Source organism: Rhizobacter sp. (genome assembly GCA_021153565.1).
Classification (GTDB): Bacteria; Pseudomonadota; Gammaproteobacteria; order Burkholderiales; family Burkholderiaceae_C; genus Albitalea.
Genome location: JAJKJU010000115.1, coordinates 1 through 19841 on the forward strand (window position 1 = coordinate 1; position 19841 = coordinate 19841).

Below are 19841 nucleotides of genomic sequence, written 5' to 3' on the forward strand. Positions count from 1 at the left end.
CGCCTGATGTAGGCGCAAAGCGCAGCCATAGCTTGGCTATGGCGAGCATTTGCAACGACGAGCAGGGGGCTTTTGGCGTGATGAGCGGGCATGATCGAAATGCTCTCAGCCTCTGACTGCAGCCAGGGATGCCGCTATGGGACGCTATTGAATCAGCCCATTCTTCAGCGCGTAGTAGGTGAGGTCGCTGTTGGACTCGAGCTTCATCTTCTCCATCACGCGGGTGCGATAGGTGCTCACAGTCTTTACGCTCAAGGACATGCTGTCGGCCATGTGGCCGATGGTTTCGCCCTTGGCAAGCCGCAGGAACACCTGGAACTCGCGTTCGGACAATTGCTCATGAGGCGGCTTGTCGCCCGCGCCGGAAAGCCCATCGGCCAGCAGTTCGGCCACGCCCGCGGTGATGTACTTGCGGCCACGATGAACCGTGCGAATGGCCTTGACGATCTCTTCAGGATCGCATTCCTTGTTCAGGTAGCCGCTTGCCCCTTGGCGCAAGAGCGTGGTGGCGTAGTGCTCTTCAGGAAATCCGCTCAGGATCAGCACCGGCAATTCGGGTGCACGCGCCTTGACAGCAGCGAGAGCATCGACACCACTCTGGTCGGGCATGGACAAGTCCATCACGAGCACGTCGACCTCGCCTTTGCGCACAAGATCAAGCGCTTCCCTGCCGTTGGACGCCTCGCCAGTGACCTTGAGGTCGACCTGATCGGCAAAGTATTGGCGCAGACCGGCGCGCACAATGGCATGGTCGTCAACGATGGCTACTCGGATCATGGCTTCGTGAATCACAGTACTGCAATGAGCGAGTTTAGATGGAAGACAAACCCCTGAACATCCTGTTGCGTTTCAAGCGGAGTCCGTTCGTCTTTCCGCTCGCTGCGCTGGCGGCACTCGCACTCATCTTCATCAGCGAGGCGGCCTATTACCAGTCGACCCGCGCGATGGAAGCGCTTGGCACGATGGCCTCGGCGCGCAACCACCTGATGAACCTTTCTCGGCGCATCGTGGACGCCGAGACCGGCCAACGCGGGTATTTGCTGACCGCTCGGCGCGAGTACCTGGATCCTTATCGCGACGCTTCCCACGACATTGAAAGCGACCTGAAGTGGCTACACAGCTACTACGACAAGTCGCCGACGCAGGCCAAAGCCGTCAGCCGCCTCGAGATGCTGCTGCAGCGCAAGCTGTCCGAACTCGACCAGACCATGCGCCTTTTCGATGAAGGCAAGTCCGATGCGTGGCGCACTTTCGTACTCACCGACATCGGCAAGGAGCAGATGGAGGAGATTCGCCGCATCTCGGAACAGCTGCTTGCCGAAGAGATGCGCAAGGATGCCACCGGCCGCAGGGACGTGTTCGAAACGCTGATGCTCAATCGCATCGGCGTGGCCGCGATGGGCGCGATCAGTCTGCTTGCTCTCGGCATGTATCTGCGGCAGACGGCAGCGCTCGAAGCGCATCGGCGCGAACGGCAAGAGGCGATCGAAGCCGAACGCGACCAGTTGGAGCAGGAGGTCGTGCGGCGCACCGCGCAGCTCACCGAGCTTGCCCAGCAACTCACCGAGCTCGCACAGCATCTGCAGACCGCGCGCGAAGACGAACGCAGCCGGCTCGCGCGCGAGTTACACGACGAACTCGGCGCCTTGCTCACTGCTGCCAAGCTCGATGCGGCGCGCATCAAATCGCGACTGGGAGGCACCTCGCCCGAGGCCACCGAGCGACTCACCCACCTGAGCGAGATCCTCAACAATGGCATCGCGCTCAAGCGGCGGATCATTGAAGACCTTCGGCCATCATCATTGAGCAACCTCGGCCTGGTGGCGGCGATGGAAATCCAGTCGCGCGAGTTCGCGGAGCGGTCCGGCATCGACGTCGATTGCCATTTCGACAATGTGACACTCAAGCCGGCGGTCGAACTCACCGTCTACCGCCTGGTGCAGGAGGCATTCACCAACATCGCCAAGCACGCAAAGGCCCGGCGCGTCCAAGTCCGACTAACCGAAGTCGACGGCATGGCCGAGGTGTCGGTCAGCGACGACGGCGCGGGCTTCGACACCGGCAAGCGGCGCGTGTCGGCCCATGGGCTCCTGGGCATGCGCTATCGGGTCGAGGCCGACGGCGGTCGGTTCAGCCTCGAGTCGACGCCTGGTAAAGGCACCTGTATTCGCGCAACGCTGCCGGTGACAGCCAAGGAAGAGGCCAGCCCTCAGGCCGCCTGACTCGCCAGCTGCCGGGCCGTTCGGGCACATGAGGCATCGTCCTACAAGGACGTGCTGATCCAGCCGACAGCGCGACAAAACCGACATCCGTAAGCTGTCGATATTGCATTCGACAAGTTGCCTACCGACGGCACTGCCGAACACTCGCCAACCAAGAGGGGCACAGGGCATGCGCTACGCCATCGTCTTCTTCGTCATTGCCCTGATCACCGCCCTGTTCGGATTCGGCGGCATTGATGCAAGCGCAACGAGCATCGCGAAGACCCTGTTCATCTTTGCCATCCTTGCGGGTGGCCAGCTTCCTCTTCGGACTCATCAAAAAAAACAGTAGTGGCCAGCGCCACACCGTTACTCGCGCTCAACCCTTCACCCGAAAGGAACCATCATGATTGCTACCACCAAGCCATTCAGCCCGACTTCCAACATGCTCGCTGACCAGGCTGCGCAAAGCGCCGACAGTGCGATAAAGACCACGCAGCGCGTCACCAATGACGCGCTCGATTCCCTTTCTGACAAGGTACAAGATGTGAAAGACCAAGCTGCCCCGGTGCTCAATCGCGTTGCCGCCAAGGCCGAGGAACTCGCCCGCCGCAGCGCGGACGCAGTTCGAGAAAGTTCGTCCCAGCTCAAGGAGCGTGCCTTGCGTGCGCAGGACGCGACAGTCGGCTACATCAAGGACGAGCCGGTCAAGTCCATCCTGATTGCTGCAGCCGCGGGCGCTGCGCTGATGGCATTGGTGACCCTACTGAGCCGCAGTCGCGACTGAGCGGCTTTGGCGCTTTCGCCGCAGAAGGGTCCACCGTGACGCGGTGAACCCTCTTTTTCGATTCGAATTCGATCCACCGGGAGGCACGCCGTGATCCATCCACTGTTTCGCCTCATCGTCTCGGATCCGCAATTGCTCGCGGAGCATGTCGAGGCATATTCGGAACTGGTCGCAGAAGAGGTTGGCGCCGTCACCGCGCAATGGAAAAAGCGAGCTGTACTGCATGCAATGTCTCTCGCTTGCATTTTTGTGACCGTCGTCCTCGCCGGCGTATCGGTAATGCTTTGGGCTGTCGTGCCAGTTGACAACATGAATGCGCCTTGGGCGCTGGTGGTTGCACCCGGCATACCGCTTGTGCTCGCGGTCTGGGCCAATTTCGCGGCGAAGGCGCCAGCGGCAGAACACGGTTTCAAGGCGATCCGCGAGCAGCTCGCCGCCGATGCGGCAATGCTTCGCAGCGTGACCGCATCATGAGCGCACAGGTTTCGGCGACGCAACAGGCAGATACCGAAGACAAGAAGGATGCGCCGCTGTCGGCTGCGCAACGCCTGGCCGAGTCGCGCGAACGCCTGCGGCTGTATATGGCGCAAGGCGATGGAAGGCACGAGGCGCGTCGCCGAACGGCAGCTGCACGCGCAGGCGGAACATCGCCCTCCCGGATCGATCGATTGCGGGGGATGCCCGTGGTAGGCGTCGTCATCGATGCGGTTTCGGCATGGTGGTCGAACCATCCCTTGCGCCCCGCAGCAACGCTGACCGAAAGCGTGGTGCGAGACGCGGTGGCGCCGCTCACGCGCAAACACCCAATCACCGTGCTCGCCAGCGCCTTCGTCATCGGCGGCACGATCGTCTGGCTCAAACCATGGCGATGGTTCGGCAAGTCGGCACTATTCGCCGGACTCTTCTCGCAAATCATCTCCCGGGCCATTACCCAGATGCCCTGGGAATCGATGCTGGGTGCCTTCACTTCGTTTGCCCAGGCGCACACGCCGGAAGCGCCGAAGGCTGCGTCCGAGGAGGATCGCCAGCCTGCGCCGGCGCACACGGCCACCGCTGCGACAGAGGCCGAGGAGGCGCACATCTAGTGCCGTGTTCCACGCTATGCGGAACATAAGACCCCGTCTTTGGCCCCGTGACGTCGTTGCAAATCCTCGCAATACCACGGGTATCGCTGCGCTTTGCGCCTGGCCACGCGGCCAAATCCATCGGTCTTATTAAGTTCCGCATAGCGTGGAACACTGCACCAGGCGACGCGGCATCGTCCTACATGTTGAGAGGCGGCGCTCCGATGGTTCGCGAGAAGGCACGCACCTAGAGTTGCGTTATCGAGGGGCGACGCGAGAGTCGTGCACCCGCGAATCGTCAGCGAGCGATTCGACAACGAGCACCAGAGGAATCCAAGCCATGAGCGCAAGTACCCAAGGCCACCGAGGCCACCGAGGCCGCCAAGCGCCGATCTCGCCAACGGTGCTTTAACCCCCGAGGATTTGCTGGACGAATGACCGTTTCCGGCTCGGCCCCTCGGGTGGTGGGGTTGACACAGCCATTTGAGACCGCCCGCTTTTTCGCTGTAACTTTCAAATCATCCAACAGGAGAACGCCATGTTTGCACGCACCACTCTCGCCGCGATCCTCGCCGCCACTTCCGCCGTCGCGCTCGTCAGCCTGCAAGGCTGCGCCGTAACCCGTGGCCAGGAAACGGTGGGCGCCTATGTCGACGACGCTGCGATCACCACGGCCGTGAAGGCCCGCTTCATCGACAACAAGGATGTCGACGCTGGCGCCATCAAGGTCGAAACCCTTAATGGCACCGTGATGCTCTCAGGCTTCGCGAAGAACCCGACCGAGCGCACCACTGCCGAGAGCATTGCACGCAACGTGAACGGCGTGAAGGCGGTCAAGAACGAGATCGCCATCCGTCCGTAAGGCACAAACGATATCGATGACGGGTCTGGCGTTCTTCGCGGCGCCGGACCCGACTTGTCTTTGGCGGGCGCATTCGATCGACAGAAATCGCAGTAAGGCAGATGCGGCTGATTTTTTGAGAGCTGACGCATCACCTCTCGCTTCTTTGAGACCGAAAATGGATTCACACCGCCGCCACGGCGCGTTCATGTACGTCTCGGCGGGGCCCATTGGTCGCGGCGGATCGGTTTTGGGATGCTCGTGTCCACTCCACTTTTGGTGGACACGTGCACGCTTACTTGTAATCCCTCTCGGCATGCAGGCGAAAAAAAGGCCCGCTTGCGCAGGCCCACCATTCCTTAGCCTTAGCCTTAGCGGCTGAAGCCGCGCTGCGGCTTGAAGCCTGGTTTGCCGCCAGGGCGGGGAGCCGGCTTGCCGGCACCGCCATTGCGCGCGGCAAATGCACCTTGCTCTGCTGGTTTGCGATCGAACGGGCCACGTGCAGCCGCATCACGCGGAACGAAGACCTGATCCCGACGCGGCGCGAAAGCTTCGTCTCGACGCGGCGGGAATCCCTGGTCGCGGCGGGGTGCAAAGCCTTCGTCACGACGCGGTGCGAAACCCGCATCGCGCCTGGGCGCGAAGGGCTTGCCCGGACGCTTGGAGAAGTCATTTCCACGGCCAAACTGCTTGCCACCAAACTTGGCTTCGGGGCGCGGCGCGAAAATCTTCGGCTCCGGGCTCTTGGGCTCGAGACCCGAGACAATTGCCACCGGGATGTTCTGCGTCGTGAACTGCTGGATGCGCCGGATCATGCCCGTGTCCATGCGCTCGGCGAGCGTCACAGCCAAGCCGTTGCGGCCCGCACGGCCAGTGCGACCGATCCGGTGTACGTAGTCTTCCGCCTTCATCGGAAGGCCGTAGTTGATTACGTGGCTGATGCTCGGCACGTCGATCCCGCGAGCTGCGACATCGGTGGCCACCAGCACTCGCAGATGCTTGGTGCGAAGACCTTGCAGCACGCGGTTGCGACGGCCTTGCGGCATGCCACCATGCAGAGACGCCACTGCATGCCCCATATCGGCCAAGCGATCGGCCAGCCAGTCGGCATCACGCTGCGTGCTCGTGAAGACGACAGCTTGCTCCATATCGCGTTCGGTCAGGATGTGATCGAGCAGAGCATTCTTGTGAGTCGAGTTGTCCGCCCAATGCAGGCGCTGCTCGATGTTTTCGTGTGTGTCGGTATGCGAGGACACATCGATGCGCTCCGCGTCCTTCAAGAGGCTTTGCGCGAGGCGGCCAACGTGGCCGGCGAAGGTCGCGCTGTACATCAGCGTCTGGCGAGATTGCGGCACGTGTTCGGCAATGGTCTGGATGTCTTCGATGAAGCCCATGTCGAGCATGCGGTCAGCTTCGTCGAGCACCAGCACTTCAACGTTCTCAAGCACCGCTTTACCGGTCTGCAGGTGGTCGAGCAGACGGCCGGGGGTGGAAATGAGGATGTCCAGCGGGCCACGCAGTGCCTTGATCTGCGCCGGATACGGAACTCCGCCGACAACGGTGGCAACGCGCAGGCCTTGCGCGTGGCGGCCATAAGTGTCGGCTGCCTTTGCAACCTGCATCGCAAGTTCGCGGGTGGGGGTCAGCACCAGGATGCGCGGGCCGTAGACCACACCCTTTTCACGGCGCTTGGTGTTGTCGCCACGGGCAGCGAGGATGCGCTGCAGGGCGGGGAGGATGAACGACGCGGTCTTACCGCTGCCGGTGCTCGACGAGACCATAAGGTCGCGTCCGGCAAGCGCCGGCGGAATCGCCTTGCCCTGGACTTCGGTAGGGGTGTCGTAACCGGAGTCAGTCACGGCTTTGATGAGGGCTTCGTGCAGGCCGAGGGTATCGAAACTCATGCTCTTCTTTCGCAGAAAGGTGCTGCGCGCGCGACTCTGCGGAGCGCAAAAGCACCTGCAAACCCATCAAAGGGCTTGCTTGGTCAAGTCGCTGGGAGAACGTTCGGGGGAACAGTCAAAGCGACGGCATCGCCGCCAACCATTGCCCGTGCGTCTGCTGCGTTGCCGCTTTAGCGCGTTGCGTGTTACCGCTTCAGGAGCTCGAATCAGGCCGCACGGAGAGCGTGGGATGAATCGAAAGAGGTCAGAGGGGATGAACGAAAGCGCTGGAAACTGTTGGCCGCCCAACCAGGAAATCCAGCGCAAGCAGCGATTGTAGCAACCCCAGGGTTTGCACGCAGGTATATTTCCTGTGTGAATGTTGGCGCGCAGTCAGGGCGCGGCGATCACTCGGGACACGCCGCGATCGACGGGAGCAAGACCGGCATTTGGGTGTCGGCAGGACTAACGACCACGGCGTCCGTTTGGAACCCGCCTTGCGTGGCAGTTTGCTGACAATACTCGGACTGCTCTCGGGACTCGCCCACTGGTCGTCGACAGTGGTGCTGCAGGCCCCAAGCTCAAGCCGCCATGGCCGCAAGATGGCTCAGAGGCTGAGAGCTTTTCGATCATGCCCGCTCATCACGCCAAACGCCCCCTGCTCGTCGTTGCAAAGACTCGCCAGAGCCAAGCTATGGCTGCGCTTTGCGCCTAGATCAGGCGCCTTTTGACGTGCTGCTCGGACACGTTCGAATACTCCCAGCCTCTCAGCACGACTTGTCTCAGACCGACAGCAAATGAGCGCGGTAGTAGACAAGTTCGTCGATCGATTCATGGATGTCGGCCAGCGCCGTATGAGCCTGTGCCTTCTTGAACCCCGCCATGATGCCTGGCTTCCATCGGCGCGCCAACTCCTTGAGCGTGCTCACGTCGAGGTTTCGGTAGTGGAAGAAGGCTTCTAGCTTGGGCATGTAGTTCGCCAGAAAGCGCCGGTCCTGACAGATGCTGTTGCCGCACATCGGCGACTTGCCTGAAGGTACGTATTTCTTCATGAAGTCGATCGCGAGTGTTTCGGCCTGTGCTTCGTCGGTCATGGACGCCTTCACCCTATCGATCAGGCCACTCTTGCCGTGCGTACCCTTGTTCCAGGCATCCATGCCATCCAGCGTCGCGTCGCTTTGATGGATTGCAAACACCGGCCCCTCGATGCGCACTGTCAATTGCGGATCAGTGACGACCACGGCAATCTCGATGATGCGATCACGGTCGGGGTACAAGCCCGTCATCTCAAGGTCGATCCACACCAGGTTCTGGTCGCTTGCAATCAGTGAACTCTCGAACATCTTTTCTCTCCTTCACGCTCATTCTCGCAGGCCGCCAAGTGCGCCCCTTTACCCTCCGCCGTGATCGCTGGCCGTCGACTGCGACAACGTCACGCACGACCTACACTTCAGCATGAGTTCGTTTTCCCTCACCCTGACCTTCGTCTGCGCACTCCTTGCATCGCTTCTCGTGAAGTTCTGGCTCGCCACACGCCAGATGCGGCACGTCGCCGAGCATCGGGACGCCGTACCCGGCGCCTTCTCGCAAATCATTTCGCTGGCCGCTCATCAGAAGGCAGCTGACTACACGCTCGCCAAGACCCGGTTCAGCCTCTTGAGCACGGCTTTCGCCGCCGCGGTGCTCGTCGCCTGGACCTTGCTTGGGGGGCTCGATGCCCTGAACCAGTGGGTGCTCACCATCGTGCAGCCGCGACTGGGCAACATGGCCTACCAGCTTGCCCTGCTTGCTGCCTTCACGCTCATCGGCGGCCTTCTCGAGCTGCCCTTCGATCTGTACAGCACGTTCCGCATCGAACAGCGCTTCGGCTTTAACCGGCTGACCTGGAAGCTCTACCTCCTCGACGCAGTCAAGGGCATCTTCGTCGGCGCACTCATCGGGCTGCCCATCGCCGCGCTGATCCTCTGGCTTATGGGCAGTGCCGGCAGCATGTGGTGGCTGTGGGCATGGTGCGCCTGGATGGGCTTCAACGTGCTGATCCTCGTGCTCTACCCCACCGTGATCGCACCGCTCTTCAATAAGTTCGAACCACTGCCCGACGAGTCGCTCAAGGCGCGCGTAAAGGCCCTGATGCAAAAGTGTGGCTTCGCAGCGAAGGGCCTTTTCGTCATGGACGGCAGCAAGCGCTCCGCACATGCCAACGCGTATTTCACCGGCTTTGGCGCCGCCAAGCGCGTGGTGTTCTTCGATACGTTGCTCAGCAAGCTCACGCCGGGCGAGGTTGAGGCTGTTCTAGCCCACGAACTCGGCCACTTCAAGCACAAGCACGTGAAAAAACGCATCGTGTTGATGTTCGCTATGAGCCTCGCAGGTTTCGCGTTGCTCGGGTGGTTCTCCGCGCAGGCTTGGTTCTTCACAGCTTTCGGTGTGCGCCCGTCGCTCTCCGCACCGAATGACGCAGTCGCACTTCTGCTCTTTCTGCTTGCCGTGCCGGTATTCGGCTTCTTCATCTCGCCGATCTTTGCGCAGCTTTCGCGCAAACACGAGTTCCAAGCTGATGCCTACGCCTGCGTGCAGGCCGACGGGAGAGACCTCGCCGCTGCACTGCTAAAGTTGCACGAGGACAATGCGTCCACGCTCACACCGGACCCGCTCTACGTCCGCTTCTACTATTCCCACCCGCCAGCTGGTGAGCGGCTGGCAGCCCTACCACTCATACCATCTCACCAAGCCGGGTGACATCATGCTTAATCTCCTTCACAGCAAGTGCCAAGCGCTCGAAGGCGGTTCGCCGATGAGCGAATCAGACATTCGTCGCCATCTCAATGAAATCAACGGCTGGCACCACAGCAACGGCTCGATCGAGAAGACCTTCAATTTCAAGAACTTCTACGAGACGATGGCGTTCATGAATGCCGCGGCTTGGATCTGCCACACCGAAGACCATCACCCTGATGTTGCACTCAGCTACAACCGCTGCGTGCTGCGCTTCAACACTCATTCGGTAGGCGGGGTGTCCATCAACGACTTCATCTGCGCAGCGAAGGTCAATGCGCTGGTGGCCTTTGTCGCTTGATCGCGTAATAAAGGTCTTGCGGTGAGCAAGGCCTCGGAAATCGAGGGCGGGCGCGACTTCGGCTTGGTCGTTGCGGGTTACGGCCGGCACTACGTCGTGGAGACACCCGAGGGCCGGCGTGTGATCTGCCATCCGCGAGGGAAAAAGAGCGCGTGCGTGGTGGGCGACCGCTTGCACTGGCAACCCGCTGGCGACGAAGGCGTCATCGAGCACATAGAGCCGCGTCGCAACTTGCTGTTTCGCCAGGACGAGTGGAAGACCAAAGCCTTCGCGGCCAACCTTGACCAGATTCTGGTGATGGTGGCAAGCCAGCCGGTGTTCAGCGAATCGCAATTGACGCGAGCGTTGATTGCCGCTGAGAGCGCCGGCATTGCGGCACGGGTGTTACTAAACAAAGCCGACTTGCCGCAAATCGTTGAGGCGCGGGAGCGGTTGCGGTCTTATGCGCGCATGGGCTACGAAGTGGTCGAAATCGCACTAAAGGCCCGTACAGAAGAAGCGCGAGCCCAAGTCGGACCGATGCTCTCCGGCAAGACAACGCTGGTGCTGGGCCCGAGCGGCGCGTGCAAGAGCACGCTCATCAATCTCTTGGCGCCCGACGCCAAGGCGCAGGTCGGCGAAATTTCGCAGGCCTTGAATTCGGGTAAGCACACAACGACCAGCACGCAGTGGTACTGGCTTGACGCACAGCGCACAACCGGCCTGATCGATTCACCAGGCTTCCAGGAATTCGGGTTGAGACAAGTGACGGCGCAGGATCTACCGAATCTGATGCCCGATTTCCGCGAGCACATCGCGCAGTGCCGCTTCTACAACTGCACGCATCAGCACGAGCCTGGATGCGGAGTCCGGACGGCGCTGAAGCGTGGCGAGATAAGTGAATCACGCCACAGGATTTACGGCGAGATCCTTCAGGAGCTGAGCCAGACACGATGGTGAACCGCGACCATCTCAACCGAGAATGTTGGCGAGAGACAACAGCGCCACAAGCAACATCCACAGCACGACCGAGCGCCACACCAGCCCCACGACGCTACGCAAGTGACCAGGCAACGGGACGGCCCCGGTCGTCGAGCCTTCAGCATCCATCTCACCGGAGCCCGCGCCGTCGAAAGTTTTCGACCGATCGGGAGTCACGCCAGGAGCGGCGCTGCCGCCGAGCTGCACGCCCACGGCGCCCGCCGCTGCCGCAAGAATGATTCCTTCGTTGGGATGCTTCCAGAGTCCCGCATCGCGACGCCAGCAACTCACCGCTTCCTCGAAGTTGCCGACGACTGCAAAGCCGAAGGCGGTGAGACGCGCAGGCAGGTGATCGACGATGCCAAAAAGACGCTGGGACAAGGCCATGAGCCGCTCATTGATCGGTTCACCGACCGTCCGATTCTTGTAGGCCCAGTAGCGGCCCGCGAATTCGGCCATTCGATAGAGCACGGCACCGGCCGGTCCAAGCCCGACGGTGGACAACACGACGAACCAGAAGAAGACACCAAATACATGGCGGTGGGCAGCGAGCAGGGAGTGTTCGATGATGTGGCGAAGCAACTCGGTTCGCGGCAGCTCGCTCGCATCGAGGTGCCGCCACTCTGTCAGAAGGCGGCGCGCTTCGTCTTCGTCGCCACGCTCGAGCGCATCGCGGATGTCAGTGAAGTGATGGCTGAACTGACGGAACCCGAGGGTGACATACAGGACCGCCACGTTCCACGCGAGGCCAAGGAAGACGCTCATATGCACGAGCGCGAGGTAGACGAGCCATGCGAAGAGTGCGGGCGCGAGGGTCGTCACACTCCACACCACCCATGCATGGTGCGGGCGGCCCGCATCGAAATTTCGGCCCGTCCAGCGCATCCATAAAGTCAACGTGTCGTGGACCGGATTGCTCCGGGGCAGCGGCTTGAGTTGCTCGATCAGCAACGCGAAAAGGACAGCGAAGAAGCTCATTCGTCGCGATGATAACGGTGGCGTTTTCCCGGGCGTGGTGCGCCTCGCAATGCAGAGGTTCAGGCCGCGAGGAAGCGATAGAAGTTTCTCAGCATCGCGGCCGTGGCACCCCAGATGAAGTACTGCCGCGCCGCCTCCTCGTCAGCGCTCCAGGGCATGGACAGAAATTCGCGCCACGCGCCCCCGAATTCGACGCCGTGGCGACGGTGGTTGGCGGGCGACATAAGGAAGGCCAGTGGGACCTCGAACACTTCGGCCACCTCGAACGGGTCGACCTCGATCGTGAACGGCGGCTCGATCAGCGCAACCACCGGCGTGACGATAAAACCGGTACCGGTCGTGTAGGTCGGCAGGCTGCCAAGCACCTCGATGTGTCGAGCGTGCAAGCCGATTTCTTCTTCGGCCTCACGCATGGCTGTGGCAACAGCGTCGACGTCTTCCGGTTCGGCACGCCCGCCAGGGAAGCTGATCTGGCCAGGGTGATCGTGGAGATGATCAGTCCGCTGTGTCAGCAGGACCGTGGTCTGGTTGTCGCGCTGCACCAGCGGCACGAGAACCGACGCACGGGTGAGCTCGCGCTCGCTGAAGAGATGCTCGACCTTGATTTCCGGCGACCAGTTCGGCGGTGCCTTGAATCGACGTCGCAACGCATCGGCCGTAAATTCCGATGTCGAGATCGCGGGAAGGTGGTCATCAATGCTGAGGACCGGCAGGGCGGCGGGATCGAAGCTCAGGGGCATCGGCGGATTCTCAATCGGGTAGGGTCGATCATCGCTGATGGGACCCCTCCCACACCACCCGGCATGCGGGTCCGCACCGGGCGGTTCGAGAAGTTGAGGTCGTGCGCCGAGGCGGTACGGGCCGAACTCGAAGCGTTCGAGCACGGCCCTTGGGGCGCAAATTCTCCACCGTCGTGGTCGCATGGCGGCGCGCCTGGGACAGCCTTTCTTCGCGTTCTCGCCGGCTGTGCGCCGACGAGCGCTTTGTGGTTCATTGCCAACCTGCCCTGCTTGGCACCGGCTTCTATCTGGTTCTTGTCCATCGGCTGGCAATTTACGTTCCAGGCTTCCTTCCCACACTTGGCCGCCTCATGCAGTTGCGCTTCATTTCATTCGTCGTGATCAACGTACTGCGGGGCATGCACCCGCAGTTGTGCGCCCATGCTGGGCGCACAACAAAAAGCCGCCTCGGGAGGCGGCTTTTTGCACAGCAGTGAATACCCTATGCCAGCTTTTCTTTAATTCGAGCCGACTTGCCGGAGCGGCTGCGCAGGTAGTACAGCTTCGCGCGGCGGACGTCGCCGCGGCGCTTGACTTCGATCGAGGCTATCAGCGGGCTATAGATCTGGAACGTACGTTCCACGCCTTCACCACTGGATATCTTGCGAACGATGAAGCTGGAGTTCAGCCCGCGGTTGCGCTTGGCGATCACCACGCCTTCATAGGCCTGCACACGCTTGCGGGTGCCTTCGACGACGTTCACGTTGACGATGACTGTGTCGCCGGGCGCGAAAGCCGGGATAGTTTTGTTCAAGCGAGCAATTTCTTCTTGCTCGAGGGTTTGGATCAGGTCCATGATTTCTCCGTGTGATCGTGCCAACGCAGTATTGAAATATGACCCCATCGAGGTCGGCTCGAGCCAGGGGCTCAGGCTTGGCAGAGGATCGAAAAGTTTTTGATTATAACCGAAGGCCAGCCAGGTAATTCTCATCAGCCTTCGTGAGCTTTCCGGCGGCGCGGGCGGCGGCAATCAGATCGGGCCGTCGCCGAGCCGTCAGCTCGAGCGAGCGCTCGCGTCGCCAACAGGCGATGTCGGCGTGGTGGCCCGATAGGAGGACGGGCGGAACTGCCTCGGTATCGCCTCCACTCGCTAGCACCTCCGGCCGGCTGAAGTGCGGACAGTCGAGCAGGCCGTCGGAAAAACTGTCCTGCCGGTGCGACTGCGCATCGCCCAGCACCCCCTCCTGAAGGCGAGCCACTGCGTCGAGTAGGGCCAGCGCGGGCAACTCACCGCCTGAAAGCACGAAATCGCCGAGACTCAGCTCGATGTCGACGTGACGATCAAGAAACCTCTGATCAATCCCCTCGTACCGCCCGCACAGCAGGATCGCGCCGGGCCCGGCGGCGAATTCCGTGACGACTTGCTGGTCGATCCGGCGGCCTGTGGGCGTGAAATGAACAACAGGTGCGGAATCTGCACGGGCTCGCCGAACAGCAGCAAGCGCTCGGTGCAGCGGCTCGACCAGCATCACCATGCCCGGACCACCACCGTAGGGCCGGTCGTCAACCCGGCGATAGTTGTCGTCGGCGAAATCGCGCAACTGCCAGAGGTGAACACCGACCTGCCCCGACTCAAAAGCACGGCGCGTGACTCCGTGCGTCAACTGCGGTGTGAACAACTCCGGAAAGAGCGTGATGACATCGAAGCGCACTTGAGCCTCCGATCAATAGTCCAACCCCCAATCGACGGTAATGCGCCGATCGGAAAGACTCACATCAGTCACGTAGGCGCCGACAAAGGGCACCAAGCGTTCAGCAGCTTCGCTTTTCGGGTCTGCGCCAGGAGGAGTGATGCGCAAGACACTGTGCGGACCAGTGTCGACGAGACCCACCACCGCCCCCAGCGTTACGCCCTGGAGGTTCACGACAGTCAGGCCGATGAGATCCACCCAATAGAACTCATCGGGATCGACGCTTGGAAAACTCGAGCGAGAAATGAAAATGCGGGCACCTCGAAGCGTCTCGGCAGCATCGCGGCTGTCGATGTCTTGCGCAAGCATCACGACACCGTCGCCGTGGCGCTTGACCTGGGAGATCTTGAGGAACGAAGGAATCGTGCCCGCGGCCGCAGGCCGCCTTGGGCCATTGCCCTCGGGCGGCTTCAAAAACCAGCGCCGCGAAGAAAACAGCGCCTGCGGATCGGCCGCAAAGGGCTGGATGCGTACCCAGCCCTTGACGCCCCAGGCGTCGAGAATGCGACCGACCTCGACAGCGTCGTCAGGCCAGGCGGGGATATCCCCGAAGGCTTGCGACACCGAAACCACCGATGATGAATCCGCGAGGATCAGGCCGCAGCCTTGGCTTGCGCCACCAGGCGATCGACCGTCGGCGACAATTGGGCGCCTTGGCTTGTCCAATAGGCGATGCGGTCGAATGCCACACGCAGCGGCTGCTCGGCACCGGCGGCCACGGGGTTGTAGAAGCCTACGCGCTCGATGAAGCGTCCATCGCGTCGAATGCGCGAGTCAGCAACGACGATGTTGAAGAAAGGACGCTTCTTGGCGCCGCCGCGTGCGAGTCGAATCACGACCATGTTGTTTCCTTGAATTGTGAAAACATCCACCGCACCAGGAGACACTCAGGGCGAGCAGATCGATGACGAGTACGGCACCATTGCCCCACTTCGTCGACCTTCGGTGTCGTAGATACGCCGCTTCCATATGGAGTTGGCCGTCACCGAAACCCAACATTATAAACTCCAGAATCATCCCACGGTCATTCCTATGCCCCCGTCTCTGCTGATTCGCCCGAGCACCTCCACTGATTTGCCCGCTATCACCACCGTCTACGCTTGGAACGTGATGAACGGCACAGGCACCTTCGAACTCGAAGCCCCCGACCTCACCGAAATGACCCGTCGGCGTGACGACGTGTTGTGCAAAGGCTTGCCGTGGCTGGTGGCCGAGTGCGAAGGCCAGGTTCTGGGCTTCGCCTACGCCAACCACTTCCGGCCACGCAGGGCCTATCGGTTCTGCCTCGAAGATTCCATCTACCTCTCAAAGGAGGCCCAGGCTAGGGGTGTGGGCAAGGTGCTTTTGGCCGAACTGCTGTCGCAATGCGAGGCTCGTGGCGCCCGGCAGATGCTCGCCGTCATCGGCGATTCCGCCAACACCGGCTCCATCGGCGTGCATCGAACCCTTGGCTTTGAGCAGACCGGACTCATCAAGTCCGCCGGGTGGAAATTCGACCGATGGCTCGACGTGGTGATGATGCAGCGTGGCCTGGGCCTGTCGGACGGCACCGCACCAGTGGACCGAGTATGAGGAAGTCCAAGACCCTCGCCACATGGATCGCGCTCATTTCCGGAAGCGTCGGTCTGCATCGCTTCTACCTGCACGGCTTTCGCGACGCCTGGGGCTGGCTATATCCGCTGCCGACCTTCATCGGGCTGTACGGGATCGAGCGCGCGCAGCAGTTCGGCCAGGACGACCGACTATCCTGGGCCTTGATTCCGCTGATCGGCTGCAGCATTGCCGCCGCCATGTTGACGGCCATCGTGTATGGCCTCACACCCGATGAGAAGTGGGATGCCTGCTTCAACCCACGAGGCCCGGCGTCGAGGAGCAGTTGGGCAGTGATCATCGGCGTGATCATCGCCCTGATGGTCGGCGCTGGCGTGCTGATGGCGACCATCGCCTTCAGCGGCCAACGCTTCTTCGAACACCAGATAGAAGAGGGTCGCAAACTGAGCCAGTGACCAGCTCAGAGGCTGAGAGTATTTCGAGCGTGTCCGAGCAGCACGTCAAAAGACGCCTGATCTATAGGCGCAAAGCGCAGACATAGCTCGTGCTATGGCGAGTATTTGCAACGACGAGCAGGGGCCTTTGGCGTGATGAGCGGGCATGAGCGAAATGCTCTCAGCGTCTCAGTCAGGCAAAGATCGCGAGACCCACCCAGTAGGCGATTGCAGCGACGAAAGCCGAAGCGGGGATCGTGAAGATCCACGCCCACACGATGTTGCCCGCCACGCCCCAGCGGACCGCCGACGCGCGCTGAGTCGAACCAACGCCGACAATCGCGCCGGTAATGGTGTGAGTGGTCGACACCGGCACGCCAAGCGCCGTTGCGATGAAGAGCGTGATGGCGCCTCCGGTTTCAGCGCAAAAGCCGCCCACTGGCTTGAGCTTGGTGATCTTCTGGCCCATGGTCTTGACGATACGCCAGCCGCCGAACATCGTGCCCAGGCCAATCGCCACGTAGCAGACCCAGATGACCCACATCGGCGGCAATTTGTCGCCCACCGCGGCATAACCGGTGGCAAGCAGCAGCATCCAGATGATGCCGATGGTCTTTTGCGCGTCGTTGCCGCCGTGCCCGAGACTGTAGAGGCCTGCCGAGACGAGCTGCAATCGCCGGAACCAGTTGTCCACACGCAGCGGCGAGGATCGGCGGAATAAGTTCGCGACGATAACCATCAGGATCGATCCGAGCAGGAAGCCGAGCAGGGGGGACAGGAAGATGAAGAGCACGGTCTTCAAGATGCCGGCGGCGATGAGTGAATTCGCCCCCGCTTTCGCCAGGACGGCACCGACGATGCCGCCGATGAGCGCGTGCGATGAGCTCGACGGAATGCCGAAAAGCCATGTCACAATGTTCCACACCAGCGCCCCGACGAGTGCGCCGAACACCACGTGATGATCTACGACTCCGGGCAAAACGATGCCCTTGCCCACGGTGGCGGCGACTTTCAGCTGGAAGACGGACACGGCGACGACGTTGAAGAAGGCCGCGAACACGACGGCCTGTTGCGGCTTCAAGACGCCGGTGGAGACAACCGTAGCAATGGAGTTCGCCGCGTCGTGAAAGCCATTCATGAAGTCGAACGCTACTGCCAGCACGACCAGCAACGCGACGACCCAGAACGCAGCCTGGATGTTGTTCATATAGAAAGGACGCTGCGGCTCAGGAATTCTCGAGGACCACGCCCTCGATGAGGTTGGCAACGTCCTCGCATCGGTCTGAAATCGACTCGAGCTGTTCGTAGATGGCCTTGAGCTTGATCAACTCACGCACGTCCGTCTCTTCGCGGAACAAATGCGACATGGCGGAGCGCATCACGCGGTCCGCGTCGGATTCGAGTTTGTCGATTTCTTCGCAGGTCTTGATTGCCGCGGCCGCAGTGGCATGGTCATTGAGCTTGGGCAACAGTGACACCGCATGCTGCACGCGTTCGCAGCACTTCACGCTTAGGTCGCCGAGTCGCATGATGTCCTCGGTCATCGAGCGCACATCGTAGAGCGACATGGTCTCGGTCGCATCCTGAAGCAAGTCGAGGATGTCATCCATCGCATTGATCAGGCTGTGGATCTGCTCGCGATCGATGGGCGTGATGAAGGTCTTGTGCAAGAGCCGGTTGACCTCGGCAGTGATGCGGTCTGCCTGGCGCTCAGCGTTGCCGACGTCCTGCGTGTACTTCTCACGAAGGCTCAGGTCGCTGTAGTTCTGGATCAACAGGATGAAGGCACGGGCGCCTTCGACGATAAAAGCGCCATGCTGATTGAACAACTCGAAGAAGTTGCCTTCACGCGGCAGCAGCTTGCCAAACAGCATCAGATCTCCTCGCTCTCGCGCGATGCGCATCAGGGCGACGCGCGGTCATCGTAAAACCCGCGCAGTGTAGTTCACCCGGATTTCGCCTCGGCACCCAAGTCGGCCCCCGAAGAGTCGAGCACGCCTCGCCGCCCCTCGAGGTTCGCGAGGCGATTCAGCAGCAGCTCGAAGTCTTCGGGTCGATCGACTGGGTTGAAGTCTTCGGTGACGACTGTCAGAACGGGTGAACCCTCATGGCTTCGAAAATGATCGATGTAGGCGTCGCACAGTCGTGTCAGGTAGGCCTCTGACACGCTTTGCTCCATTGCGATACCGCGCCGCCGAATGCGCTCGATCAAGGTCGTCGGCTCGGCCTGCAGCCAGACGATGAGACCGGGCTTGGGCAAGCCTTGTTCCATTTGGGCATGGATCTGCGCGTAGAGGCGGTATTCCTCGTCGTCGAGATTCAGCCGCGCGAACAGTGCGTCCTTGGCGAAGATGAAGTCGCTGACGATGCCGCGCGAGAACATGCCGGGCTGGGCCAGGTCCTGCATCTGCTTCACACGCTGGAACAGAAAGAACAACTGTGTCTGGAACGCATAGGCGCGCTGGTCGCGGTAGAAGCGCCCCAGGAAAGGATTCTCTTCCGCCTTCTCCAACAGCAGATCGGCGCCAAGATGCTCGCCCAGCCGCCGGGCGAGCGAGCTCTTTCCCACCCCAATTGGCCCTTCGATGGCGATGTGGCCGAATCGATCGAGCAGGCTCGTCATGCGCTGCGGAAGACAAAGTAGACAGCTGCGACAAGGCACAGCCCCGCCCAGATGAAATCCGTCTTGAAGGGCTGGTTCATGAAGACCATGGCGAAGGGCACGAACACCGCAAGGGTGATCACCTCCTGCATGATTTTCAACTGCGCGAGCGTGAGTCCGCCGTCGTAGCCGATGCGATTGCCCGGCACCTGCAGCAGGTACTCGAAAAGGGCAATGCCCCAGCTCACCAGTGCGGCGATGAACCAAGGCTTGTCATTGAGACTCTTGAGGTGACCGTACCAGGCGAAGGTCATGAAGACGTTCGATGCGACGAGCAGCAGCGTGGTCTGGACAGAAATCGGCAAGGCAATCATGGGGTCATTCGAGTGATGCGCTGATTGGCGACTCGGGGCAGGAAGCCAGCGGCAGCGCCCAGTCCGGGAATCGATGCCGCAGGCAGGACATCGAGCAGGGGCCGAAGAACGAAGGCACGTTCGTGCATTCGGGGGTGCGGCACCGTGAGTTGGGGCGTGGCAATGGACTCGGCACCGTAAAGCAAGAGGTCAAGGTCCAGCGTGCGCGGCGCGTTGCGGATGCTGCGTTCACGACCATGGTCGAATTCGATCCGTTGCAGCTCACGCAACAAGACACAGGCGTCGAGCGTCGTTCGGAGCAAGGCGACGGCGTTCAGGTAGTCGGGGCCGGTCGCATCGATCGGCGCACTTCGATAGAGCGGCGACACGGCGACGAGCGAACTCATCGGCAATGCCGCCAGAGCATCTTGCGCGGCACGCAATACCGCGCCGGCATCGCCCAGGTTGGCACCCAGTCCAATGCAGGTCAGCACGCCATTGTCGATGTGCTGTTCACCCATCGTCGGTATGACTGGTCTTAGGACATGGCCCAAAACAATTTCCCGTTTTGGGGGCGCAGGGCGGGCGCGCTGCGGCGTTGCTCCTCGCTTGTGTGGCTCGCCACACGGCGCTCGGAGCGC

General features: G+C 61.4%; 24 protein-coding genes and 1 pseudogene. 11 read left to right on the top strand and 14 right to left on the bottom strand.

The window, feature by feature from the left end:
* Positions 1–144 precede the first annotated feature (144 nt).
* A complete protein-coding gene (locus AC30NL_RS07125; protein ID WP_489463314.1) occupies positions 145–777 on the bottom strand; it encodes a response regulator in 633 nt (210 codons plus the stop codon).
* A gap of 38 nt (positions 778–815) precedes the next feature.
* Between AC30NL_RS07125 and AC30NL_RS07130 the strand changes: the two genes are divergently transcribed.
* The 6 genes and pseudogenes from AC30NL_RS07130 to AC30NL_RS07155 all read left to right on the top strand — a co-directional run bounded on the left by AC30NL_RS07130 (position 816) and on the right by AC30NL_RS07155 (position 4914).
* A complete protein-coding gene (locus AC30NL_RS07130; protein WP_489463315.1) occupies positions 816–2222 on the top strand; it encodes a CHASE3 domain-containing protein in 1407 nt (468 codons plus the stop codon).
* Positions 2223–2391: 169 nt separating this feature from the next.
* Positions 2392–2545, top strand: a pseudogene (locus AC30NL_RS07135) (DUF1328 domain-containing protein); the annotation flags it as partial.
* A 62-nt stretch (positions 2546–2607) separates the two neighbouring features.
* A complete protein-coding gene (locus AC30NL_RS07140) occupies positions 2608–2988 on the top strand; it encodes a hypothetical protein (protein WP_489463316.1) in 381 nt (126 codons plus the stop codon).
* Between the two features lie 90 nt (positions 2989–3078).
* Positions 3079–3462, top strand: a complete 384-nt coding sequence (locus AC30NL_RS07145) for a hypothetical protein (protein WP_489463317.1) — start codon at positions 3079–3081, stop codon at positions 3460–3462.
* Positions 3459–4073, top strand: coding sequence for a hypothetical protein (locus tag AC30NL_RS07150; RefSeq protein ID WP_489463318.1), 615 nt, complete (start codon positions 3459–3461; stop codon positions 4071–4073). Before AC30NL_RS07145 ends, AC30NL_RS07150 begins: the two co-directional genes overlap by 4 nt.
* A 517-nt stretch (positions 4074–4590) precedes the next feature.
* The gene (locus AC30NL_RS07155; protein WP_489463319.1) at positions 4591–4914 is read left to right on the top strand and encodes a BON domain-containing protein; all 324 of its coding nucleotides are present in this window, start codon (positions 4591–4593) and stop codon (positions 4912–4914) included.
* Positions 4915–5264: 350 nt separating this feature from the next.
* On the opposite strand, the gene AC30NL_RS07160 is transcribed toward AC30NL_RS07155, so the two are convergent.
* Together AC30NL_RS07160 and orn are read right to left on the bottom strand one after the other, a co-directional pair.
* Positions 5265–6797, bottom strand: coding sequence for a DEAD/DEAH box helicase (locus tag AC30NL_RS07160; RefSeq protein ID WP_489463320.1), 1533 nt, complete (start codon positions 6795–6797; stop codon positions 5265–5267).
* A 761-nt stretch (positions 6798–7558) separates the two neighbouring features.
* Positions 7559–8119: an oligoribonuclease gene (gene orn / locus AC30NL_RS07165; protein ID WP_489463321.1), complete on the bottom strand. Its 561-nt coding sequence runs from the start codon at positions 8117–8119 to the stop codon at positions 7559–7561.
* 112 nt (positions 8120–8231) lie between these two features.
* On the opposite strand from orn, the gene AC30NL_RS07170 reads away from it, so the two are divergent.
* The 3 genes from AC30NL_RS07170 to rsgA are packed head-to-tail and all read left to right on the top strand — an operon-like array spanning position 8232 to position 10791.
* Complete coding sequence (locus AC30NL_RS07170) at positions 8232–9515, top strand: M48 family metallopeptidase (protein WP_489463322.1); 1284 nt, start codon at positions 8232–8234, stop codon at positions 9513–9515.
* 4 nt (positions 9516–9519) lie between these two features.
* On the top strand, positions 9520–9852 hold the full coding sequence (locus AC30NL_RS07175) for a 4a-hydroxytetrahydrobiopterin dehydratase (protein ID WP_489463323.1): 333 nt from the start codon (positions 9520–9522) through the stop codon (positions 9850–9852).
* Positions 9853–9873: 21 nt separating this feature from the next.
* The gene (gene rsgA / locus AC30NL_RS07180; protein WP_489463324.1) at positions 9874–10791 is read left to right on the top strand and encodes a ribosome small subunit-dependent GTPase A; all 918 of its coding nucleotides are present in this window, start codon (positions 9874–9876) and stop codon (positions 10789–10791) included.
* A gap of 12 nt (positions 10792–10803) precedes the next feature.
* Here the strand turns inward: rsgA and AC30NL_RS07185 are convergent, their stop codons facing one another.
* From AC30NL_RS07185 to rpsP, 6 genes are all read right to left on the bottom strand, one after another.
* Positions 10804–11790, bottom strand: coding sequence for a CobD/CbiB family protein (locus AC30NL_RS07185; protein ID WP_489463325.1), 987 nt, complete (start codon positions 11788–11790; stop codon positions 10804–10806).
* A gap of 59 nt (positions 11791–11849) precedes the next feature.
* Entirely contained in the window at positions 11850–12530 is a 681-nt protein-coding gene (locus AC30NL_RS07190; protein ID WP_489463326.1) for a CoA pyrophosphatase, read from the bottom strand.
* A gap of 481 nt (positions 12531–13011) precedes the next feature.
* A complete protein-coding gene (rplS, locus tag AC30NL_RS07195; protein WP_489463337.1) occupies positions 13012–13365 on the bottom strand; it encodes a 50S ribosomal protein L19 in 354 nt (117 codons plus the stop codon).
* Between the two features lie 103 nt (positions 13366–13468).
* Positions 13469–14221, bottom strand: coding sequence for a tRNA (guanosine(37)-N1)-methyltransferase TrmD (gene trmD / locus AC30NL_RS07200; RefSeq protein ID WP_489463327.1), 753 nt, complete (start codon positions 14219–14221; stop codon positions 13469–13471).
* Between the two features lie 12 nt (positions 14222–14233).
* On the bottom strand, positions 14234–14824 hold the full coding sequence (gene rimM / locus AC30NL_RS07205) for a ribosome maturation factor RimM (RefSeq protein ID WP_489463328.1): 591 nt from the start codon (positions 14822–14824) through the stop codon (positions 14234–14236).
* 29 nt (positions 14825–14853) lie between these two features.
* Positions 14854–15102 (bottom strand): 30S ribosomal protein S16, encoded by a 249-nt coding sequence (gene rpsP / locus AC30NL_RS07210; protein WP_489463329.1) that lies wholly within the window; start codon positions 15100–15102, stop codon positions 14854–14856.
* A 190-nt stretch (positions 15103–15292) separates the two neighbouring features.
* Between rpsP and AC30NL_RS07215 the strand changes: the two genes are divergently transcribed.
* Entirely contained in the window at positions 15293–15832 is a 540-nt protein-coding gene (locus AC30NL_RS07215) for a GNAT family N-acetyltransferase (protein WP_489463330.1), read from the top strand.
* Complete coding sequence (locus tag AC30NL_RS07220; protein WP_489463331.1) at positions 15829–16266, top strand: NINE protein; 438 nt, start codon at positions 15829–15831, stop codon at positions 16264–16266. Before AC30NL_RS07215 ends, AC30NL_RS07220 begins: the two co-directional genes overlap by 4 nt.
* A 172-nt stretch (positions 16267–16438) precedes the next feature.
* On the opposite strand, the gene AC30NL_RS07225 is transcribed toward AC30NL_RS07220, so the two are convergent.
* From AC30NL_RS07225 to folK, 5 genes are all read right to left on the bottom strand, one after another.
* Positions 16439–17452: an inorganic phosphate transporter gene (locus tag AC30NL_RS07225; protein WP_489463332.1), complete on the bottom strand. Its 1014-nt coding sequence runs from the start codon at positions 17450–17452 to the stop codon at positions 16439–16441.
* Positions 17453–17471: 19 nt separating this feature from the next.
* Entirely contained in the window at positions 17472–18119 is a 648-nt protein-coding gene (locus AC30NL_RS07230; RefSeq protein WP_489463333.1) for a DUF47 domain-containing protein, read from the bottom strand.
* A 71-nt stretch (positions 18120–18190) separates the two neighbouring features.
* Positions 18191–18868, bottom strand: a complete 678-nt coding sequence (locus tag AC30NL_RS07235; protein WP_489463334.1) for a deoxynucleoside kinase — start codon at positions 18866–18868, stop codon at positions 18191–18193.
* Complete coding sequence (locus AC30NL_RS07240; protein ID WP_489463335.1) at positions 18865–19221, bottom strand: DMT family protein; 357 nt, start codon at positions 19219–19221, stop codon at positions 18865–18867. The genes AC30NL_RS07235 and AC30NL_RS07240 overlap by 4 nt, the downstream gene beginning before the upstream one ends.
* On the bottom strand, positions 19218–19721 hold the full coding sequence (folK, locus tag AC30NL_RS07245; protein ID WP_489463336.1) for a 2-amino-4-hydroxy-6-hydroxymethyldihydropteridine diphosphokinase: 504 nt from the start codon (positions 19719–19721) through the stop codon (positions 19218–19220). Before folK ends, AC30NL_RS07240 begins: the two co-directional genes overlap by 4 nt.
* Positions 19722–19841 lie beyond the last annotated feature (120 nt).